Here is a 22279-nt window from a genome sequence, read left to right on the forward strand (position 1 = left end):
CACTATCAGACTCCGAGTAACAGTAGTTAATTATTTCTTTCCAAAAATAAAAAGCAGTCCAAAGTATTTAAACTTTGAACTGCTTTTTCTATTATTATCTTAGTATCCCCAAATCATTGTTAACAATGAACCAAAGACTGTCACAAGACCAACTACTACAGCGTAAATGACACTTGTATATAGAGTTTTTTTATCTTCTGTTTCTCCGATATGCATGAATAACACAAGTTGTACAACAGCTTGCGCTAGTGCAGTTACACTTAAGATAATCATTGCAATACCTTTAGACATATCAAATGTAATTACACTTAGAGCAGCGATCGTTAAAATAAGGGAGCCAACAAAACCTACAACATGTTCTTTTGGAAATAATTCTTTCATCATCCCAACACTCCTTTCAGATAAACGAAGCTGAAGATGAAGATCCATACGACATCTAAGAAATGCCAGTATAACGAGAAGATAAATGCTTTGTTTGCAGTTTGAGCATTTAATCCACGTTTAACTACCTGTACGATAATCGCAATACCCCATAGTAAACCGAAAGTTACGTGAGCACCATGCGTACCTAATAGTGTCATTAATGATGACAAGAATGCGCTTGTTGTAATTGTTGCACCTTCATTAACATATGTTACGAACTCAATTACCTCAACAGTCAAGAAACCTGCGCCAAGTAGCAATGTCAAGATATAGAACACTATCATTGCTTTGACACGACCAATTCTCATCGCATGTACACCAAGTCCAATCAAGAAACTACTTGTTAATAATAAGAAAGTTTCTATTAAAACTGGTGGCATTTCGAAGATGTCAATACCAGCAGGACCTGAACCTGTGCGATCCGTTAATACAAAGTACACAGTAAATAGAGTTGCAAATAACATAATCTCAGCACCTAGGAAAATCCAAAAACCGAAAATCTTTAATCTATTTTCCTCTGTACGATATTCTAATGGAAGTGATGTGTTTTCTTTAGACATTATTTGTCACCTCTCAATTGACGTTCAGTTGCTTCAATTTCAGCCACTTCAATATAGTGACCGTGATCTTTTTCAAATGAACGGAATGCCATAAATCCAAGAGTAGCTATACCAAATACGATAACAGCTGTCCATACACTAAATACAAAGAAGAATGAGAATAGGAATAGTACGCCGGCCATCCACATTGGAGCACCACTATTATTAGGCATATGAATACGTTCATATTCGCCTGCCGTAATATCGCGACCTTCTTTTTTCGCATACCAATATTCATCCAATTGATTAACTTCTGGTACAACCGCAAAGTTATATTCAGGTACTGGACTATGTGTTGCCCATTCAAGAGAACGCGCATCCCAAGGGTCGCCGTTTTCGTCGCGTGGGCTGTGGCGGAAGCTGTAGTAAATGTTGTAACAAATAAGCGCAAATCCGACTGCCATACCTAGAGCCCCTAGGAAGGAAATCATATTTAATGTACCGTAACCAGTACTTGCAGAATAAGTGAACATACGACGTGCATAACCGTCTAAACCAAGAATGAATAACGGGAAGAATGCAACATTGAATCCAATTGCAATGCACCAGAAAGCAGCTTTCCCTAATTTTTCATTTAAGCGGAAGCCAAATATTTTCGGCCACCAGAAATGGTACCCTGCTAATACACCGAATACGGTACCCGGAATTAATACATAGTGGAAGTGGGCAACTAAGAACATCGTATTGTGATATTGATAGTCAGCACTTGCCATTGCTAGCATTACCCCTGTTACCCCACCAATAGTGAAGATTGGAATAAATGCAAGCGCATAAAGCATTGGGGTTGTAAATTGAATCTTACCATGCCTCATTGTAAGCAACCAGTTAAAGATTTTAACCCCGGTCGGTACAGCAATTAACATTGTAGAGACTGAGAAAATACTGTTTACCATAACTCCATGGCCCATTGTATAGAAATGGTGAGCCCATACCATAAATGATAGTAAAGAAATTACGATCATACTCATAACCATTGATTTATAACCAAATAAGTTTTTACGTGAGAATGTTGAGATTACCTCACTGAAAATACCGAACGCTGGTAAAATAACGATATATACTTCAGGGTGACCCCAAACCCAGAAAAGGTTAGCCCATAACATATCCATACCACCGTCAGACATGGCAAAGAATTTAGTACCAAATTGACGGTCTAATGTCATAAGCGCAAGTGCCACTGTTAAAACAGGGAAAGCAAATGTAATGATGACATTTGTAATTAATGCTGACCAAGTGAACATAGGCATTTTCATTAATTTCATACCTGGTGCACGCATTTTCATGATTGTAGTAATGAAGTTAATACCTGTCATTAACGTACCTAAACCTGATAATTGTAAAGCCCATGCATAATAGTTATTCCCAACATTTGGACTGAATTCAATACCAGCTAGTGGGAAGTATGCGGTCCAACCAGCATCTGGTGATCCACCAATGATGAAGGAAACATTTAATAATCCTGCACCTGCAGCAAATAGCCAGAAGCTAAGTGCATTTAATCGTGGAAACGCAACGTCACGTGCACCAATTTGTAATGGTACTACAACGTTCATTAACCCGATAATAAACGGCATTGCCATGAAGAGAATCATGACTAAACCATGAGTTGTAAAGATTTCATTATAGTGTTGTGCATTTAATAAGTCATTTTCAGGAACAGCAGTTTGTGCACGCATTAATAATGCGTCAATACCACCTCTAAATAGCATGACTAATGCAACAATAATATACATAACACCGATTTTTTTATGGTCAACTGTAGTTAACCAATTTTTATAGAAATAGCCCCATTTCTTGAAGTAAGTCAAACCAGCAACAATTGCAATGGCACCTACAACGATACTAACGGCCGCACCCATGATCATTGGTTCTTTCATCGGCTCAAATAATTCTTCCATGCTCATTTTTGTAACTCCTTTCAATCATCTAATCTAGCTATCTAGTGATTAGAATGGTCCATTTCTCCATCAGACATATCCATTCCATCCATTTCTCCATCAGACATATCCGATGATTTTCCATGATGCATTTCTGGAGCCGGACTGAATGTTAAATGTGTAGAAGAGAAACTTTTACGTCCTACGAAGTCTGTATCTAATAATTCATTGAATGTTTTCTCTGTTAACTCAGGCTCTTTCGCTTTTACGTCAGATACCCATTCGTCAAATTTCTGTTGAGACATTGTTTGTGCTTCAAACTCCATTTGTGCAAAACCTTGACCATTAAAGTTTGAGTTTCTACCAAAAAATGATCCTTCTACATCTGCTGCCATATGAAGTTTATTGACCATATCACTCATTGCATATTTTTGACCAGCTAATTGAGGAATCCAGAAACTTGTAATTGGACCAAATGAATATAGTCTAAATTCAATTGGACGATCTGTTGGAATGTTGACATAGTTTACCGTCTCAACGCCTTCTTCTGGATAGCTAAAATGCCATTTCCAGTTAGAAGATGATGCGTATATTACAAGAGGTTTTGTATTGTCATAACCTGTTTGTTGACTTTCAACTTTCGATGTTGTGCTAATCGTAACTATTGATAGAGCAGTTACGATAAGAATCGGAATAACTGTCCAAATAATTTCGAGTTTTGTACTACCTTCTTCATGCGGTGGTTCATAATCACTCGCAGATTTAGATGCGCGATATTTCAAAAGCATATTCGCTAATAATAGATAAACAACTAACAATATAAATGCCATCACGATAATGGATAGAATGATTGTATTCGATAAAGTCTTCGCATTTGGACCTTTTGCATCAAAAATCATTAATGGTTCACAGCCAGATAAGAATAAAGCCATGATTGACATCAACGCCGGCAAGATTAGCATTTTTTTCTTCATGTTGTACTCCCTTCAAAAAAACAACTTACTTGCTTAAATGTTTTAGAATATTAAATCGACCTTTTTAAAAATTGTCCTCCTAAAAAATAATAGTATTCCAAAACAAAAAACACATTTTGAATTCGCAAGATTATTAAAGGTTACTCCTTTTGTTTGGAACAACGATGAGACAATTCATAGTAGTCTCAATGTTTTAATAGCCTACTTAATTGAGGGAAAGCATTAAATACATTCTCACGTTTCCAATAGGAGAAATTAGGCACCCAGGTTTTCGCGCCTAAGACTCTTCAGAGGAACTTTCACATCTCTTGCTTGATTCAAATGAAATTATAACTCCTTATACTTAATAAAAAAATCAAAACCTCTCCATAAACTTAAGATTTTCACATCATTATGAACGTTCTATGTACGTTTTTTGTACAAAATGTGTACTGGCAATAATTACATTGGTCTATTTAATTCATATTTAACAACTCTTCCTTAATAAGGATTATTACATATTTACTATAACTTTAATTAAAGGAAGAATGTACTATCGTAGTTAATGAATATGCAAAATAAAAACACCACCAGGAAGTTTGTCTAAACAAAGACATCCAAGTGATGTTGTTATTTTAATATTTTAAAAGTTTTTCATTCTGAAAAACTAATTTCCTTCTACTTTAAAACATAAAATCGTATTTTTTCATAATTAAAGTACTGGCGCAGAGCCACCATCGATATTAACTGCAGTACCACTAACATAAGAAGCTGCATCTGATACTAAGAAAGTGATAACATTTGCTGCTTCCTCAGTTTCACCAATCCGACCAAGAGGAATATTTTTCCCCATTTCTTCAGAAAATGCATTCCAACTAAGTCCCGGAGCGTTTGTTTGCCATTTCCGCTCTATTTGTGAGCTACGAATTAGTCCGATACAAACAGTATTTACACGAATCTGCTCTTTCCCTAAATCTTTACTCATCGCTTTCGTTAATGCTAACCCAGCCGCACGACTTACAGACGTGGGTAATGATGATTCGGACGGTGCTTTTCCTTTTACAGCAGTAACATTCACAATTGCTCCTCCACCTACCGCCCTCATATGAGGAATCGCAAATTTAGAACAATTCACAGCACCATATAGTTTTAAATCCAGATCATCTTGCCAAAGCTCATTTTCTACAACTTCAAATGGACTAGCAGAACTTGTACCGGCATTGTTCACTAGAATATTTATTTGTCCATAATGTTCAATTGTTTCATTTATTATTCTCTCGCAATCTTCTTTTATCGATACATCCGCACACACAGTATGTACTTTCTGCCCTGTTTCCAAAAAAATCACTTTCGACGCATGTATTAAATTCTCTTCATTACGTGCACAAATTGTAACATCGGCACCCTCATTAGCAAGCTGTAAGGCTGTAGCAAGTCCGATTCCTTTACTGCTTCCTGTTACAATCGCTACTTTTCCTAGTAAACCTAAATCCATTTTTCAGCACTCCCTTGTTGTTCTGAATAAATAAATTCAATTCCGATAAAAAAGTACCTTGTCGTTCACCCCTATAAATACAGGATTATTATACCATATTTATATATAGCTACTTTGTAAATTAATTATTAATATTACATACCTATTAATCCTGCATATAATATAGAGGGAATTTTTTTGGCATTCATAATTTAAGTAACTTTTAATTCTCTCTATATTTATATTCTATTAAATTCAACTTCTTATAATGACAATACAATTGCATTGAATCTAGATATTTTCTCATAAAAAAACCTCTTGAAGTCCTAGAACTTCAAGAGGTTTACTAATTGGCAAAGCCATTTTATTTTTTAGCTACGATGTGAATTGGATTTCCAAGTAATACTTCAGCAGTTTCCATAGTGATTTCACCTAGTGTTGGATGTGCATGAATAGTCATGGCAATATCTTCTACAGTCATACCTGCTTCGATTGCTAAACCGATTTCAGCGATCATATCAGAAGCACCAGCACCAACGATTTGACCACCTAGTAATAAGCCATCAGCTTTACGAGAAACTAATTTCACGAAGCCTTCTGTTTCATTTAATGCTAATGCACGGCCGTTTGCTCCGAATGGGAATTTACCAGCTACTATTTCATAACCTTCTGCTTTTGCTTGGTCTTCTGAAAGACCTACAGTTGCCATTTCTGGATCTGTGAAGCAAACAGCAGGGATAGCTAAGTAATCTACTACTGATTTTTCACCAGCAATTGCCTCAGCAGCTACTTTACCTTCGTAAGAAGCTTTATGAGCAAGTTGTGGTCCAGCAACGATATCACCGATTGCATAAATGTTTGGTATATTTGTACGGCATTGTTTGTCGACTTTTAATAATCCACGTTCACCAAACTCAAGACCTAGTTCTTCTAAGCCAATTTCGTCAGTATTTGGACGACGACCAACAGTTACTAATACGTAATCAGCTTCAACAGTTTTTGCTTCGCCTTTTACTTCATATTTAACAGTAACGCCTGTTTCTGTTTCTTCAACGCCTTGAGCAAGTGCGCCTGTTTCGATTGTAACGCCTTTTTTCTTAAGACCTTTTTTAACAATCATTGTCATTTGTTTTTCGAAGCCAGCTAGAATATCTTTGCCACCTTCTAGAATTGTTACTTCAGAACCAAGGTTAGCAAATGCTGAACCAAGCTCAGTACCGATGTAACCTCCACCAATAACAACAAGTTTCCCAGGCACTTCTTGTAATGAAAGTGCGCCTGTAGAGTTTATTACGCGTTTAGAAAATTTGAAAGTTGGGATTTCAACAGGGCGTGAACCAGTTGCTAAAATCGCATTTTTGAATGTATACGTTTGTGCAGAGTCTTCGTTAATAACACGGATTGTGTTTGCATCTACAAAGTAAGCTTCTCCACTTACTACGTCTACGTTGTTGCCTTTTAATAAGCTTGATACGCCACCAGTTAATTTTTTAACTACGCCGTCTTTAAATTCTTGCGCTTTTTTGAAATCGATGCTAACTTCAGGAGCCACAATACCCATGTCTGCTGAGTTTTTAGCATGTTCTAAGCGGTGACCGACTGAGATTAATGCTTTTGAAGGAATACAACCAACGTTTAAGCATACGCCACCTACGTGTTCTTTTTCAACAACTGTTACTTTTTGTCCAGTTTGTGCTGCACGGATTGCTGCAACATATCCACCTGGGCCTGCGCCAATTACAAGTGTATCTGTTTCGATTGGGAAATCTCCTACTACCATTTTCTTACGCCTCCATTAATAATAATTCGGGCTCGCTTAACAAACGCTTAATATGATTTAACGCATGTTGCGCTGTAGCACCGTCGATCATTCGATGATCAAAGCTCAATGATAATGCTAACACAGGTGCCGCTACAATTTCACCATTTTTTATTACAGGTTTCTCTGCAATTCGACCAATTCCTAATATAGCTACTTCAGGATGGTTAATTACTGGCGTAAACCATTGGCCACCTGCAGAACCTATGTTTGTAATCGAACAAGATGCACCTTTCATTTCATTTGGTGCTAATTTACCGTCACGTGCTTTTGTAGCAAGCTCATTAATCTCGTCAGATACGGCAAATACCGATTTGCGATCTGCATGTTTAATAACAGGAACTAGTAAGCCTTTATCTGTATCGGCAGCTATACCGATATTATAATAGTGTTTTTGCACAATTTCTTGTGTTGCGTCATCAAGTGAACGATTAAATTCAGGGAATTCACGTAATGCGCTAACTAAAGCTTTTACTACATACGGTAAATAAGTTAGTTTGATACCTTTTTCAAGAGCTATTTCTTTGAATTTCTTGCGGTGTGCTACAAGTTCTGTTACATCCACTTCATCCATTAATGTTACGTGTGGAGCTGTTTGTTTTGAATGAACCATTGCTTTTGCAATAGCGCGACGAATACCCGACATTTTCTCACGTGTTTCAGGGAAGTCGCCTTCTAATACTGGTTGTACAGAAGCTTTATCATTAGTTTTTCCAGAAACTGTAGACTCTTCTGTAACTGGTGATTCTACAGCCTGTGATTCAGCTTGTGATGGGCCACCACTCATAAATGATTCCACATCATCTTTGACAATTCGTCCATTTTTACCTGAACCCGATAGTTGTTTAATATCAACGTCATTGTCACGTGCAAACTTACGGACTGATGGCATTGCAATAACACGTTTGTTCGGGTCAGCTTCCACAGATGGTTGTGATGCTACTGTTGTTGTTTCTGCTTTCGGAGCTTCTTCAACAGCAACTTTTGTTGGTTCTTCTTTTGTCGGTTCTTCTTCATCATGATGACCTTTTAGTTGAATATCTTCATATCCAGGAGCGTCTACTCGTAGTAAAACTGTACCAACTGTTGTAAGAACTCCTTCTTCAACAAGGACTTCTTCAACTGTACCTTCTACCGGAGAAGGGATTTCAACGACCGCTTTATCATTTTGTACTTCACAAAGCACGTCATCTTCTTGAATTTTGTCACCTGCTTTTACAAACCATTTTACAATTTCACCCTCATGGATTCCTTCACCAATATCTGGTAATCGAAATTCAAATGCCATATGTTTCACCCTTTCTGTTTCGAAAACGAATTAGAATGTTAGTACTTTTTTCGCTGTTTCAACAATATCTTTTGCATTCGGCAACCAAACTGCTTCTGCTTGTGGGAACGGGTAGATTGTATCCGGCGCTGTTACGCGTAGTACCGGCGCTTCAAGGCTAAGGATAGCGCGCTCTGTAATTTCAGCCACTACATTAGCAGCAATACCTGCTTGTTTTTGTGCTTCTTGAACAACAACCGCACGACCTGTTTTTTCGACAGAAGCAATAATTGTTTCAATATCTAATGGTTGAATAGTTCTTAAATCAACTACCTCAACTGAGTACTCTTCTTTTTCTAATAATTCAGCAGCTTTTAGTGATTCGTGCACCATTGCACCATATGCAAAGATTGATAAATCTGTTCCTTCTCGCTTTACATCAGCTTTTCCTAGCGGAATAGTATAAGACTCTTCAGGAACCTCTTCACGGAACGAGCGATATAATTTTAAATGCTCTAGGAAGATCACTGGGTCATTATCACGAATAGAAGAGATTAATAAACCTTTTGCATCATAAGGAGTTGATGGTACAACTACTTTTAATCCCGGTTGAGATGTCATTAAACCTTCTAAGCTGTCCGAGTGCATTTCTGGTGTATGTACACCACCGCCGAATGGAGAACGGATTGTAACAGGTGCACCAAGTGCTCCACCTGTACGGTAACGCATACGCGCTAATTGTCCGCTTACAGAGTCCATTACTTCATATATAAAACCAAAGAATTGTATTTCTGGAACCGGACGGAAACCTTGAAGCGCTAGACCGATTGTTAATCCACCAATTCCTGATTCTGCTAGTGGCGTATCGAAAACGCGATCTTCTCCAAATTCTTTTTGAAGACCTTCAGTTGCACGGAATACCCCTCCGTTGACACCAACGTCTTCACCGAACACTAAAACGTTTTCGTCATCTTTTAATTCGCAGCGTAGTGCGTCTGTAATTGCTTGAATCATCGTCAGTTGTGCCATCGGTTACTTCGACTCCTTCTCTTTGAAGATTTCGTATTGTTCTTGTAAATTATATGGTAAATCGCCATCATTCATATTACGGATCAGTTCTGTTACTTTTTGTTTCGGTGCCGCATCCGCTTCTTTAACAGCCGCTTTAATTTCTTCTTTAGCTTTTTCAATTACTTCTGCTTCTTTTTCTTCGCTCCATAAACCTTTTGCTTCTAAGTATTTTCGGAAACGTACAATTGGATCTTTCTTTTCCCATTGTGAATCTGTGTCAGAAGTACGGTAACGAGTTGGATCATCTCCAGCCATAGTATGTGGACCATAACGGTAACACATTGTTTCAATTAATGAAGGACCCTCACCATTTACGGCACGTTGTCGTGCATCGCGAGTTGCTACGAATACTGCAAGTGGATCCATTCCATCTACTAAGATACTAGGAATACCTGCCGCAATACCTTTTTGAGCGATTGTTTTCGCAGCTGTTTGCAATTCACGTGGTGTTGAAATAGCAAATTGGTTATTTTGAACGATGAAAATTGCTGGTGAACGAAACGCTCCTGCAAAGTTAATACCTTCGTAGAAATCCCCTTGCGACGAACCACCATCACCTGTATAAGTTACAGCTACGGATTTTTTGCCTCGTTTTTGCATACCAAGTGCAACTCCAGCTGTTTGAATATACTGAGCACCGATAATAATTTGTGGTGGTAACACATTAACATCCTCTGGAATTTGATTACCTATGAAATGTCCACGCGAGAACAAGAATGCTTTAGAAAGCGGTAGTCCGTGCCAAACGATTTGAGGCACATCGCGATATCCCGGTAAAATATAATCTTCTTTTTCAAGTGCATAGTGTGAAGCAATTTGAGAAGCTTCTTGACCAGCTGTTGGCGCATAGAATCCTAGGCGTCCTTGACGATTTAATGAGATTGAACGTTGGTCTAAAATACGCGTGAAAACCATTCGGCTCATTAACTCAACTAATTCAGTATCCGATAATTTCGGATCTGCATCTTCGTTGACAATTTCGCCTTCCTCATTCAAAATCTGAAACATTTCAAATTTTTCTTCAATCTCATGCAAGTTTGCAACTGGATCGAATTGCTTTGATTTTTGTGAAGCCATGTTACCACATCTCCTCTGTGTCTGTATTATAAATATTCTTCGTTTTAGTAATACAACGTTTCTTCATTTTCAGTATACTGAATTAAAATAAATAGGTCAATCATTGTTATGATAATGCTTACATTATTTTTTTCTTACTATTCGGAAAAAGCTGTACCATAAACCCTCAGACAACTGTATTATACAACAGATTCATTTTCCCACTCTTTACTAGAACAGACTTTTACCACGTATTATGTATTCCCAGTTGTCGTAAAGTTAAACAAATAATCTTCTAAGAATCTCTCTTTTTCATTGAACGATTGTCGTTGTACGTTATACTATGGATATAGATTTTGTATCGAAAGGAAGAAACGAAATGATTTTAATGGATAATGTAATTCGCGAAGGCCATCCAACATTACGTACCCGCGCGAAAGAATTAACTTTTCCCCTAACACCTGAGGATAAAAAATTAGGTCAAGACTTACTTGAATTCCTTATTAATAGTCAAGACCCTGTAATAAGTGAAAAATATGACTTGCGTTCTGGAATAGGTATTGCCGCTCCGCAAATAAATGAATCAAAAAGAATGTTTGCTCTTCATTTACATGATGACAATGACAATCAAATCAGCTTCGTCGCTGTAAACCCGAAAATCGTTAGTCATTCAGTTGAAAACACTTATTTAACAAACGGTGAAGGCTGTTTGTCAGTTGATCGTAACGTAGCTGGTTACGTACCACGCCATGCACGTATTACAGTTAAATACCATACACTTGATGGTGAAGAAATAAAAATGCGCTTAAAAGGCATACCCGCAATCGCGTTTCAACATGAATTAGACCATTTAAATGGTGTCATGTTCTATGATCATATCAATGAATCCAACCCATTCGCTGATGTACCAAATTCTCAACCAATTGAAAACAATTAAAAAAAAAGCCTTACTATGAATCGTAAAATCATAGTAAGGCTTTTTTATTGTTTTTTATACCAATTGTAATTTTTCCATTGCTTTTACTAATCCATCTTCATCTACATGATCAGTTACAAAACTCGCTACAGTTTTCGCTTTAACATGACCATTTCCCATTGCCACACCTGTTCCAACTGCCGTTAACATTTCAACATCATTTAAACCATCACCGAAAGCTATCGCATCTTGCATTTCAAAATTAGTATATTCAAGTAAACGTTCAATCCCATATGCTTTAGAAACACCTTTATTTAATACATCACAACAATAAGTATGCCATCGAACTAACTGCAACTCAGGAAAAGCCGCTGCATATTCTTTTTCTTCTTCGACACTTACATACAATAAAACTTGATAAATAGGATGATTTAAGTAGAAATGTTTATCCAGTCTTGGCATAGGATAGAGTAATGAAGTCAAGCTTTCCTTTATCTGATGATGCTCTGGAACAGAAGTAACCATCTCTTGATCATCTAAAAAGACTAATGGTTTATCCTGTTTCTCCACATAGTTTACAAGAGCCTTCAATTGTTCAAGTGGAACTGGCTTCAATGAGATAGGGTTCCCCTTATACACAACATATTGCCCATTAAAACAAACATAAGAGTCTACTTTTAGCGTTTCAAGAACTTCCTGAATCATAAACGGGGCTCTACCCGTAGCAATAACCACTTCATGACCATTATCTTTTGCCTTTTTGACCGCATCAATTGTTGTCTGTGGAATTTCTTTTTTCGAATTATAGAGTGTACCGTCAATATCAAAAAACAATATTTTTTTCTGCATATTAAATTACTTCCTCTCTTTTCTTGTATTCCCATTTGTTAAGCAAAAAGACTTTACAGTAATAACTTAATATTGTATAATGTCCACGAGGAGTGATATGCCATGTTTAAACGCCTTAAAAAACAATTGTTGAAACGGCTTAATGGCTTGCTCGGAAAAAAAACAATCGCTTAAGTATATTTGCCCTTCATAATTTTGGAGGGCTTTTCTTTATTTTAAGTTACTAGCGTGATAATATAAAGGAAATGCAATTATTTTGAACGTGTTAAAGGAGAGCATATTATGATTTACAAAGTTTATTATCAAGAAAATGCGCTTGAAGTACCAGTTCGCGAAAATACTCAATGCTTATATTTAGAAGCGGTAGATGAGCGTGAAGTTCGTCAAAAACTTAAAGACCGTAACTACAATATCGAATTTATTCAATTGCTTGAAGGAAACTACTTAGAGTACGAACAAGCAAGCGAACATTTCCACGTGGAGAAACTCTAAACGTATGAAGTTTGTCAAAAATGACCAAACAGCGGTTTTCGCACTCGGCGGACTGGGCGAAATCGGTAAAAATACGTATGCCGTACAATTCCAAGATGAAATTATCTTGATTGACGCAGGAATTAAATTCCCTGAGGACGATCTATTAGGTATTGACTATGTTATACCAGACTACACTTATTTAGTAAGAAATGTAGACAAGATTAAAGGTCTATTCATTACTCATGGTCATGAAGATCATATTGGTGGTATTCCTTATTTGCTTCGTCAAATTAACATTCCTGTATACGGTGGCAAGCTTGCACTAGGTTTGTTACGTAATAAATTGGACGAGCATGGTTTACTTCGCCAGACAAAAATGATTGAAATCCAAGAAGAGGACATTATTAAATTCCGTAAAACTTCTGTGAGCTTCTTTAGAACAACCCACAGTATTCCGGATGCATACGGTATTGTTGTAAAAACTCCTCCTGGTAATATCGTTCATACAGGAGATTTCAAATTCGACTTCACTCCTGTCGGTGAACCAGCAAACTTAACAAAAATGGCTGAAATCGGACGCGATGGCGTGTTATGTCTACTATCTGATAGTACAAATGCAGAAGTTCCTAATTTCACAATGTCTGAACGCAAAGTTGGAGAAAGTATTGATGAAATTCTACGCAAAGTGGAAGGTCGTCTTATTTTTGCAACATTCGCTTCAAATATTCACCGATTACAACAAGTTACGGATGCCGCTGCTAGACACGGACGTAAAATTGCTGTATTTGGTAGAAGTATGGATAACGCTATTACAATTGGCCGTGAATTGGGCTATATCACTGCACCAAAAGAAACTTTTGTTGATTCACAAACGTTAAATCGTTTGCCAGCTAACGAAGTATTAATTCTTTGTACAGGTAGCCAAGGTGAACCAATGGCAGCACTTTCTCGTATTGCCAATGGGACTCACCGTCAAATCCAAATTCAACCTGGTGATACTGTTGTATTTTCATCTTCACCAATCCCAGGGAACACAATTAGCGTTAATAAAACAATTAACTCATTATTCCGTGCAGGTGCAGAAGTTATTCATGGTTCATTGAATAATATTCATACTTCTGGTCACGGTTCTCAAGAAGAACAAAAACTAATGCTTCGTCTGATTAAACCAAAATTCTTTATGCCAATCCATGGTGAGTACCGTATGCTTCGTATGCATGCTGATCTAGCTATTGATTGTGACGTAGAACCAGACAATACGTTCATCATGGAAAATGGAGATGTCCTTGCACTTAGCCCTAATACGGCTGCTGTATCGGGCCGAATTCCTTCTGGTGATGTTTATATCGATGGTAACGGAATTGGTGATATCGGTAATATCGTTTTGCGCGATCGCCGTATCCTTTCCGAAGAAGGTCTAGTCATCGTTGTGGTTAGCGTGAATATGGAGACACAGAAAATTGTTTCCGGCCCAGATATTATCTCTCGTGGTTTCGTATATATGCGTGAATCCGGAATGATGATTAATGAAGCTCAACAAATGTTGAACCGTCACTTACAACGTACATTACAAGACAAAACACCTCAGTGGTCAGAACTGAAAAATGATATCACTGATGCATTAGGACCATACTTATTTGAAAAAACAAAGCGTCGTCCAATGATTTTACCGATTATTATGGAAGTTTGATTACAAAAGGGTAGAGATTTTAAAATCTCTACCCTTTTTATATTTTTATGGCGAAAGTCTAAAGTTCGCATAAATCTTCAAAAAAATTATTCATCACTAGCTCTCAAAATAAATAACCCCAAAGCATTATGCTCTTAATTCATCATTTTCTTCTCAAAACGACTAATATCAACATCTGCTCCGATAACAATTAAAATATCACCTTCATGAATGACCTCATCCGCTTGCGGTGAAACGATGATTTCGTGCCCTCTTTTAATCGCTACAATATTAATACCATATCTTACCCTGATGTCTAAGTTAATGATTGTATGGCCTTCTAATAAATGATTTGCCTTAATCTCCATAATTGAATGTTCATCAGATAATTCCAAGTAATCGAGTACATTATTTGACATCATATTATTCGCAATACGAATCCCCATATCACGTTCTGGATGAACAACATGATCTGCCCCTATTTTTCGTAAAACTTTTTCATGGTAATCATTTTGGGCTTTCACAGTAATCTTCTGCACCCCAATTTCTTTTAACATCAATGTAGTTAAAATACTCGATTGGATGTCGTCACCAATTGCTATGATTACATGTTCAAAGTTGCGAATCCCAAGTGATTTCAAAACTGATTCATCCGTGGTATCTGCTACGACTGCCTGCGTGGCGATTGGAGCAAATTCGTCGACTCTTTCTGGTTGTTTATCTATTGCCATTACATCAGCACCTTGTTGTATCAGCTCCGAAACGATACTGCCGCCAAAACGACCTAAACCAATGACAACAAATTCTTTTTTCATGAAAATTTCCCCCGATACTGTAAAGAATGGACATAGTGTAACACAATACATTTAAGCATACAAACACAGCTATTGCTATTTTTTCCAATAAAAAAAGAATTATCCTTATAAAAACAGGACAATTCTTATGATATTCGAAATGACTTATGCGTCAGCGTTACGAACTTCGTCTAATACACGGTTTACGCGTTTTTCAAGCATTTTCATACCGCTACCACCTGCTTGGAAATGACGAAGTTGACCTTCTTTATCAAAAACATAATAAGCAGGTACATATTGGTTATCGAAAGCGTCAGTTAACTTCATTTCACCGTCAACAAAAATTGGTTGTGTAATATCATGTTCAGCTGCAGTTTCTTTAATAACGTCCAAGTCTAAATCACTTTCAGAACGCGGCATATGCACTGCAATAACATTTAATTCTTTACTGTATTCATCACGGAATTTATTGACATCTGGCATTGCTTCTTTACATAAATGACAGCTTACAGACCAGAAATGGATTAGTGTTGGTTTATTACCGATTAAGCTCGCTTTTGATACTTTCCCGTTTAACCAAGCTGTTTCGCCTACCAATTCAGGCATTTGAGCACGTAGTTTCATGTTTAATCACCTCATAATGGAATTCGTACATAGTATATTCTCATCTTTCAAAAAAAGACCTAACATTTGTTAGGCCTTTTTGATGTTAAAAATCTAATTTAAACTTCAAGAGTTTTTTGACCTGGGCGCCAGTTAGCTGGGCAAAGACCGCCAGTTTGTAGTGCTTGTAGTACGCGAAGTGTTTCATCTACATCGCGACCAATGTTATTGTGGTTAACAACTTGATATTGAAGTTCGCCTTCTGGATTGATGATGAATAATCCGCGAAGTGCAACGCCTTCTTCTTCAATTAACACGCCATAATCACGAGATACACGTTGATTGTGGTCAGCTGCTAATGGGAATTTTAATTGACCAAGACCATTTTCAGTACGATCAGTGTTAATCCACGCTAAATGAGTGTGGATTGTATCAGTTGATACACCAATTACTTCTGCATCAAGATCTTCAAATTCATCGTAACGATCTGACATTGCAGTGATTTCAGTTGGGCATACAAATGTGAAGTCCATTGGATAGAAGAATAAAACAGTCCACTTGTCATTTTTCATGTTTTCTTCTAAATTAACTTTACCGAATTCTTTATTAGCTAATACTGCTTGCATTTCAAAGCGAGGTGCTTGATTTGCTACTAAACGTTCTGCCATGTTGAATCCCTCCAAATATTGTTATATATGCTATTGCGAAAAACTAAAATTTTCGCATTAATCCAATTCCTACAATAGCAAATCAACATTGTGAAATCAATCATTTACACTTAATAATTATTCTAATCTATCTCTTATTGTGACAAATAATCGACATTTTATTCTTCAAAGAATTAAAGAACATATCTTCAATAAGATATGATTAATTATATAAAAAAAATGATAACAAAAGAAAAAACCCCATAAATGGAGTTTAAATTCGATAGAAAATATGATAAATATAGGCTTTTTAGTCCATGTAATCGTATTATTTATGGATAAATACCCCACCTATTGATTACTGTGTATTTTTCAAAATCCATCACAAAGGTCGATTAGGCCGGCCTTGACAGTTATCGCAGGAGGGATCCTCACATACCTCTTCTCGCCATTCATTGCAATTTGCACAAAATAATGCATCATAATCATCTGAATAGCGTAATAACCCTAAACATTCAGGACAATAATCCTCTAATGCAATCGCATCGATTAAACGATTATTCGCCATTAGGAATGTACCTTCAAAAACGGGATCACTTGGGACTTTCACCGCACCCTGTCGTTCTTTAGGATCTAGATAAAAAAACAATTTCTTTCCCAATATTTCCGCCTCCTTAGACACCTAGTTTAGCATAAATCACCGCCATTTTTCTCTATAATACTTTTTATTTTTGAAGAACATTTCGGTGAACTATTGCATATGTTCATAAATTACTGACTAGTACTATTTAGACATAATATCAGGAATGTAGAATGCGGTTAAAAAAAATCGAAAAATCCACATTTCAAATACATTATCTAATCATGCATCATGCTATAAAATATTTACAACAAAAAAACTCACCAGCCTATTGTTGACTGACGAGTTTAACTTTTACTATTCGTTTTATTCTTCGTTTATGCCGATGCAGCGCTCACACTCATAAAGAGTTGATTCTACACGCTCAACAATTACGCATCCGCACTCACGACAATGTTTTTTTGCTACTTCTTGTTTCGTTGTTTTCATTGTAATCTCCTCCGTTTTTGTTATTGAATATGACTATAGCTTGGTAAAGTTAAAAATTCTTCAAATGTCGATTTTAACGTCAAGAACTTGAAGATGTCTGCCGCTTCTTCATAACGACCATTTTGAAAGTTTTCTTGACCAACTTGTTGCTCAATTTCTGCAAGTTCTTGTTGTAATATTTCAATAAATAACAGTTCATTAATATCACGACCATCATCAAGCACCCCTTGAGGATGACGAATCCATTGCCACGTTTGAGAGCGTGAAATTTCTGCTGTAGCCACATCTTCCATCATATGGTTTATCGGAGCTGCTCCATTACCCCGTAGCCATGAAGCGATATATTGTACCCCTACACTGCAATTGATTCGTAAGCCAGCCTCTGTAATTGTTCCTACAGGTACTTCTAACAAATCTTCTGCTGTTACATGCACATCTTCCCTCTTACGATCAATCTGGTTTGGTGTTTTCATATGTTCATTGAATTGCTCCATAGCTACTAAAACTAACCCTGGATGTGCAACCCAAGTTCCATCATGACCATCTGATGCTTCACGACGCTTATCTTCTCTTACCTTACCAAAAGCGATATCATTTGCCTCTGGATTATCTTTAATCGGAATTTGTGCAGCCATTCCTCCGATGGCTGGCGCATTCCTTTTATGACAAGTTTGCACACATTTCAAAGTGTACGCACGCATGAATGGCGATGTCATTGTCACTTGACCACGGTCAGGTAAAATAACTTCTGGTTGATTGCGTAATCGTTTCAAATAGCTGAAAATGTAGTCCCATCGTCCACAATTTAGACCTGCTGAATGCTCACGCAATTCATATAATATTTCATCCATTTCAAATGCAGCTGTAATCGTTTCGATTAAGACAGTCGCCTTAATTGTTCCCTGTGGAAGATCAAGTTGCTCTTGAGCATAGATAAATACGTCATTCCATAATCGTGCTTCTAAATGGCTTTCAAGTTTTGGCAAGTAAAAATATGGACCTGATCCACGGGCTACTAACTCCTTCGCATTGTGGAAGACATATAAACCGAAATCAAATAGACTTCCAGCGATTTGTTCACCGGCAATTTCTATATTCTTCTCGAGTAAGTGTAACCCTCGTGGGCGAACAAGTAAGACAGCTGGGTTGTCATTTAATTTATATGTTTTACCGTTTGATGGTTGTGTAAAGAAAATTGTTTTTCGAACTGCATCTCGCATATTCACTTGCCCTTCAATCATATTGGCCCAAGTAGGTGACGTGGCATCTTCAAAACATGCCATGAACATTTTTGCACCAGAATTAAGTGCATTAATGACCATTTTACGATTAACAGGCCCCGTAATTTCTACTCGACGATCTTGTAAATCTGCAGGAAGTGGAGCAATAGTCCACTCTCCATCACGGATTTCTTTTGTCTCTGGAAGAAAATCCAGTTTCTCGCCAGCATCGATGCGCTGTTGTCTATTTTGACGTTCTTCTAATAATTCTTTTCTTCGTTGATCAAACTGGCGGTGTAACGAAGCTATAAATTGCAAGGCTTCAGTTGTTAAAATTTCTGCGCTTGCTGCCGATTGTCTCCCTAAAATTTTTATATCTTGAGAAGTTACTTGTTGAGTCTTCATAGCCCATCCCCCTTTTGATTAAATGAATTGTGCTGTTTCTGTAGACCCCTTCATAGCAGTTGTAGAAGATGTTCCCCCTGAAATCACTTGTGAAACATCATCAAAGTAACCAGTTCCTACCTCACGTTGATGTTTTGTAGCTGTATAGCCTTTTGTTTCATTAGCAAATTCAGCTTCTTGAAGTTTAGAGTACGCAGCCATGCCATTGTCTTTATAATCATGCGCTAATTCAAACATGCTGTGGTTTAGAGCATGGAATCCTGCTAATGTTACAAATTGGAATTTGTAACCCATTTTGCCTAGTTCAACTTGATATTTAGCGATTGTTTCATCATCTAAGTTTGCTTTCCAATTGAATGAGGGAGAGCAGTTATACGCAAGCATTTTATTTGGGAATTTCGCACGAATTGCCTCAGCGAATTTTTTCGCCTCTTCTAAGTCTGGTGTAGATGTTTCGCACCAAATTAAATCTGCATAAGGCGCATAAGCTAGACCGCGTGCAATCGCTTGATCAATACCCGCTTTTGTACGGAAGAAACCTTCAGGAGTACGTTCCCCTGTGATAAACTCTGCATCTCTTGAATCGATATCACTTGTAACCATATCTGCTGCATCTGCATCAGTACGTGCAATTAAAATTGTAGGTACATCTAAAACATCAGCTGCAAGTCTAGCAGAGATTAGATTACGAATTGCATTTTGTGTTGGAAGTAAAACTTTACCACCCAAATGGCCACATTTTTTCTCCGAAGCTAATTGGTCTTCTAAGTGAACCCCTGATGCTCCTGATTCAATCATTCCTTTAACTAATTCAAATACATTTAAAGGTCCGCCAAAACCAGCTTCAGCATCTGCTACAATCGGTGCGAACCAGTCAAAGCCATCTTCTCGCCCTTCAGCATGATCAATTTGATCTGCTCGCTGTAATGCTTGGTTAATGCGCTTAACAACTGCAGGAACACTGTTAGCTGGGTATAGGCTTTGGTCAGGATACATTTGACCTGAAAGATTTGCATCTGCTGCTACTTGCCAACCACTTAGGTAGATTGCTTGTAAACCCGCTTTTACTTGTTGAACAGCTTGATTACCAGTCAATGCACCTAAAGCATTGATAAAATCTTCTTCATGTAAAGATTTCCATAAACGTTCAGCACCTTTTTTGGCTAATGTATGTTCAATAATTACTGAACCGCGTAATTTAACTACCTCTTCCGCGCTATATGGACGTTCAATTCCTAACCAACGCCCCTCTTCAGTCCAGCTCTTTTCTAATTGCTCCACTTGTTTTTGTTTCGATACCATAACAATCCACACCTTCCAATAAATTTACGTTAAAGTCTGTTTAAATTAATTGTTGCATAACAGATAACGTTGTTATAAATTAATATATAACAGTTTCTAAATTTTGTTATTATTTTGTGATAAAAAACCATTTTTTTACGATGAAAGAACGTTTTTCCAAGATGAATTGAGGGGGGCGCTTCAAATGGTTGAGGATAAAGTTGGTTTTGCAAAAGGTTTAGTTGATCAATACAAGAATTTGTTAGCGGATTGGATTCCACAGGAGGCAACGCTGGCGATTGCTATCGGAGACTCTTACATTTATTATGTGGCAGGTGCTTATGATGTACATTTAAACAATGGCAAAGGGATAAAAAAAGGGAGTATTGCTGAACGAGTCATTCAAGAAAGAAGAAAGATAGAAGCTGTTGTAGAAGAAGAGGTATTGGGTACACCCTATTATGGCATTGGATATCCCATCGACTTACATGGCCAACCTGCAGCACTACTAGTCATATTACCACCCAATCATCATCTAGCTGTAAAAGAACCTTTCCGCTTTATAACTGGTAAACAACAAGATGAATGGGCGCCCATCGCCATTGAAAAAGTTTCGCATTTCGAAAGCTTAAATAAAAAAAGCTGGTTTTATGCTAAAAGTGAACAATACAAAACGAACTTAACATTAAAAGAGTTACATAAACGATTACCTGATTGTTTTTTAAGAATTCACCGCTCTTATATAGTGAACATTCACTCCATTCAAAAAATAACGAGAGATTTCTCATCAAATTTAATGGTTGTTTTGAAAGATAATACTGAACTACCTGTCAGTAATACCTATATTAATGATGTGAAGAGAGCTCTAGAGTTTTGAGATTAATATTAGTGAAGTCTACCGAATGCGAAGATGCATTCGGTTTTTTATATTTAATAACTTCGGCTAATCAGGGACGTCAACGTCATGTTAAATATTCCTAATTTCTTTATTACTAGAACAACTTTACTAAATCATCTCCTATATAAATAGAATACTTTATCTCCATTTAGGGTATGAGTTTAAAGAGAATGCAATTTTCATCTTAAAACATCAGATATTTTCTCATAAACTTTCAATACTGCTATTATTTTTTTCTAAAAACGGTTGAAAAATGCTGTCAATTTTGTATAATAGATATCGTTTGAGTAAACTAAAAGTTTCGTTAAAGTAAACTTTCGATTCTTTAAGTTTACGAATAGTAAACAATCGAGGAGCAAGGTAGATGCAAATCGGCAAAAAGATTAAAAGACTTCGCCTAAAAAAGGGACTTACCCAAGAAGAGTTAGGTGAAAGAACAGATTTGAGCAAAGGTTACATCTCACAATTAGAAAGAGATTTAAATTCCCCTTCTATTGAAACTCTCTTCACATTACTAGAAGTTCTTGGCTCAACACCGAAAGACTTTTTTGATGATGAACAAGAAGAACAAAAGGTCGTCTACACAGATGAGGACCAAACAATCTTTACAGACGAAGATAAAAAATATCGTATTCAATGGCTTATTCCAACTTCTAATGAAAAAGAAATTGAACCTGTCATTTTAACATTTGAACAAAACGGTGAATTCAAACAATTTGAGCCTTCTCTCTCTGAAACATTTATCTATGTTTTAACTGGGCGTGTTCGACTTGTATTAGGTAAAGAAGAATATATCGCAACTGCAGGAAATGCGGTCTATTTCGATGCTTCAGATACTCATCAACTGTTTAATGCTCACGCAGGAAAAACCGAGCTTTTACTCGTCGCAACCGAATCTTATTTATAGTTTAGGAG

At 37.0% G+C, this 22279-nt stretch carries 22 protein-coding genes; 5 read left to right on the forward strand and 17 right to left on the reverse strand.

What is annotated here, in order from left to right; all coding sequences use genetic code 11:
• Window positions 1-99 precede the first annotated feature (99 nt).
• The 9 genes from qoxD to pdhA form a co-directional block, all read right to left on the reverse strand.
• On the reverse strand, window positions 100-381 hold the full coding sequence (qoxD, locus tag MHH98_RS17470) for a cytochrome aa3 quinol oxidase subunit IV (protein ID WP_038184419.1): 282 nt from the start codon (window positions 379-381) through the stop codon (window positions 100-102).
• Window positions 381-983, reverse strand: a complete 603-nt coding sequence (gene qoxC / locus MHH98_RS17475) for a cytochrome aa3 quinol oxidase subunit III (RefSeq protein ID WP_038183643.1) — start codon at window positions 981-983, stop codon at window positions 381-383. The genes qoxD and qoxC overlap by 1 nt, the downstream gene beginning before the upstream one ends.
• Window positions 983-2926: a cytochrome aa3 quinol oxidase subunit I gene (gene qoxB, locus MHH98_RS17480; RefSeq protein ID WP_038183641.1), complete on the reverse strand. Its 1944-nt coding sequence runs from the start codon at window positions 2924-2926 to the stop codon at window positions 983-985. The genes qoxC and qoxB overlap by 1 nt, the downstream gene beginning before the upstream one ends.
• A gap of 35 nt (window positions 2927-2961) precedes the next feature.
• A complete protein-coding gene (gene qoxA / locus MHH98_RS17485) occupies window positions 2962-3873 on the reverse strand; it encodes a cytochrome aa3 quinol oxidase subunit II (protein ID WP_038183638.1) in 912 nt (303 codons plus the stop codon).
• A 691-nt stretch (window positions 3874-4564) separates the two neighbouring features.
• Complete coding sequence (locus tag MHH98_RS17490) at window positions 4565-5347, reverse strand: SDR family NAD(P)-dependent oxidoreductase (RefSeq protein ID WP_038183635.1); 783 nt, start codon at window positions 5345-5347, stop codon at window positions 4565-4567.
• Window positions 5348-5690: 343 nt separating this feature from the next.
• Window positions 5691-7106 (reverse strand): dihydrolipoyl dehydrogenase, encoded by a 1416-nt coding sequence (lpdA, locus tag MHH98_RS17495; protein WP_038183632.1) that lies wholly within the window; start codon window positions 7104-7106, stop codon window positions 5691-5693.
• Window positions 7107-7110: 4 nt separating this feature from the next.
• Window positions 7111-8433 (reverse strand): dihydrolipoamide acetyltransferase family protein, encoded by a 1323-nt coding sequence (locus MHH98_RS17500; RefSeq protein WP_038183629.1) that lies wholly within the window; start codon window positions 8431-8433, stop codon window positions 7111-7113.
• A 30-nt stretch (window positions 8434-8463) separates the two neighbouring features.
• Window positions 8464-9441 carry an alpha-ketoacid dehydrogenase subunit beta gene (locus MHH98_RS17505; protein WP_038183626.1) on the reverse strand — a complete coding sequence of 326 codons (978 nt, stop codon included), beginning with the start codon at window positions 9439-9441 and terminating at the stop codon, window positions 8464-8466.
• 3 nt (window positions 9442-9444) lie between these two features.
• A complete protein-coding gene (pdhA, locus tag MHH98_RS17510) occupies window positions 9445-10560 on the reverse strand; it encodes a pyruvate dehydrogenase (acetyl-transferring) E1 component subunit alpha (protein WP_038183623.1) in 1116 nt (371 codons plus the stop codon).
• A gap of 358 nt (window positions 10561-10918) precedes the next feature.
• Here pdhA and def point away from each other — a divergent pair, with 358 nt between their 5' ends.
• Window positions 10919-11476: a peptide deformylase gene (gene def, locus MHH98_RS17515; protein WP_038183620.1), complete on the forward strand. Its 558-nt coding sequence runs from the start codon at window positions 10919-10921 to the stop codon at window positions 11474-11476.
• A 54-nt stretch (window positions 11477-11530) separates the two neighbouring features.
• On the opposite strand, the gene MHH98_RS17520 is transcribed toward def, so the two are convergent.
• Window positions 11531-12304 carry a Cof-type HAD-IIB family hydrolase gene (locus tag MHH98_RS17520; protein WP_038183618.1) on the reverse strand — a complete coding sequence of 258 codons (774 nt, stop codon included), beginning with the start codon at window positions 12302-12304 and terminating at the stop codon, window positions 11531-11533.
• 282 nt (window positions 12305-12586) lie between these two features.
• On the opposite strand from MHH98_RS17520, the gene MHH98_RS17525 reads away from it, so the two are divergent.
• Both MHH98_RS17525 and rnjA read left to right on the forward strand, forming a co-directional pair.
• The gene (locus tag MHH98_RS17525) at window positions 12587-12796 is read left to right on the forward strand and encodes a DNA-dependent RNA polymerase subunit epsilon (RefSeq protein ID WP_038183616.1); all 210 of its coding nucleotides are present in this window, start codon (window positions 12587-12589) and stop codon (window positions 12794-12796) included.
• Between the two features lie 4 nt (window positions 12797-12800).
• Window positions 12801-14468 (forward strand): ribonuclease J1, encoded by a 1668-nt coding sequence (gene rnjA / locus MHH98_RS17530; RefSeq protein WP_038183613.1) that lies wholly within the window; start codon window positions 12801-12803, stop codon window positions 14466-14468.
• Between the two features lie 134 nt (window positions 14469-14602).
• Here the strand turns inward: rnjA and MHH98_RS17535 are convergent, their stop codons facing one another.
• From MHH98_RS17535 to aceA, 7 genes are all read right to left on the reverse strand, one after another.
• Window positions 14603-15262 carry a potassium channel family protein gene (locus MHH98_RS17535; RefSeq protein ID WP_038183611.1) on the reverse strand — a complete coding sequence of 220 codons (660 nt, stop codon included), beginning with the start codon at window positions 15260-15262 and terminating at the stop codon, window positions 14603-14605.
• 144 nt (window positions 15263-15406) lie between these two features.
• Window positions 15407-15865, reverse strand: a complete 459-nt coding sequence (locus tag MHH98_RS17540; protein WP_038183608.1) for a TlpA disulfide reductase family protein — start codon at window positions 15863-15865, stop codon at window positions 15407-15409.
• Window positions 15866-15963: 98 nt separating this feature from the next.
• A complete protein-coding gene (locus MHH98_RS17545) occupies window positions 15964-16512 on the reverse strand; it encodes a peroxiredoxin (RefSeq protein WP_038183596.1) in 549 nt (182 codons plus the stop codon).
• Window positions 16513-16873: 361 nt separating this feature from the next.
• The gene (locus MHH98_RS17550) at window positions 16874-17152 is read right to left on the reverse strand and encodes a hypothetical protein (protein WP_038183590.1); all 279 of its coding nucleotides are present in this window, start codon (window positions 17150-17152) and stop codon (window positions 16874-16876) included.
• Between the two features lie 285 nt (window positions 17153-17437).
• Window positions 17438-17560: a YhfH family protein gene (locus MHH98_RS17555; RefSeq protein ID WP_200866437.1), complete on the reverse strand. Its 123-nt coding sequence runs from the start codon at window positions 17558-17560 to the stop codon at window positions 17438-17440.
• Window positions 17561-17580: 20 nt separating this feature from the next.
• Window positions 17581-19185, reverse strand: a complete 1605-nt coding sequence (aceB, locus tag MHH98_RS17560; protein ID WP_038183587.1) for a malate synthase A — start codon at window positions 19183-19185, stop codon at window positions 17581-17583.
• A gap of 18 nt (window positions 19186-19203) precedes the next feature.
• A complete protein-coding gene (aceA, locus tag MHH98_RS17565) occupies window positions 19204-20487 on the reverse strand; it encodes an isocitrate lyase (RefSeq protein ID WP_038183584.1) in 1284 nt (427 codons plus the stop codon).
• A gap of 184 nt (window positions 20488-20671) precedes the next feature.
• Here aceA and MHH98_RS17570 point away from each other — a divergent pair, with 184 nt between their 5' ends.
• Together MHH98_RS17570 and MHH98_RS17575 are read left to right on the forward strand one after the other, a co-directional pair.
• Window positions 20672-21343 carry a LytTR family DNA-binding domain-containing protein gene (locus tag MHH98_RS17570; RefSeq protein ID WP_038183581.1) on the forward strand — a complete coding sequence of 224 codons (672 nt, stop codon included), beginning with the start codon at window positions 20672-20674 and terminating at the stop codon, window positions 21341-21343.
• Between the two features lie 385 nt (window positions 21344-21728).
• Window positions 21729-22271 carry a helix-turn-helix domain-containing protein gene (locus MHH98_RS17575; RefSeq protein ID WP_038183578.1) on the forward strand — a complete coding sequence of 181 codons (543 nt, stop codon included), beginning with the start codon at window positions 21729-21731 and terminating at the stop codon, window positions 22269-22271.
• Window positions 22272-22279: the final 8 nt, after the last annotated feature.

Source organism: Viridibacillus sp. FSL H8-0110 (assembly GCF_038003565.1).
Lineage (GTDB): Bacteria > Bacillota > Bacilli > Bacillales_A > Planococcaceae > Viridibacillus > Viridibacillus arenosi.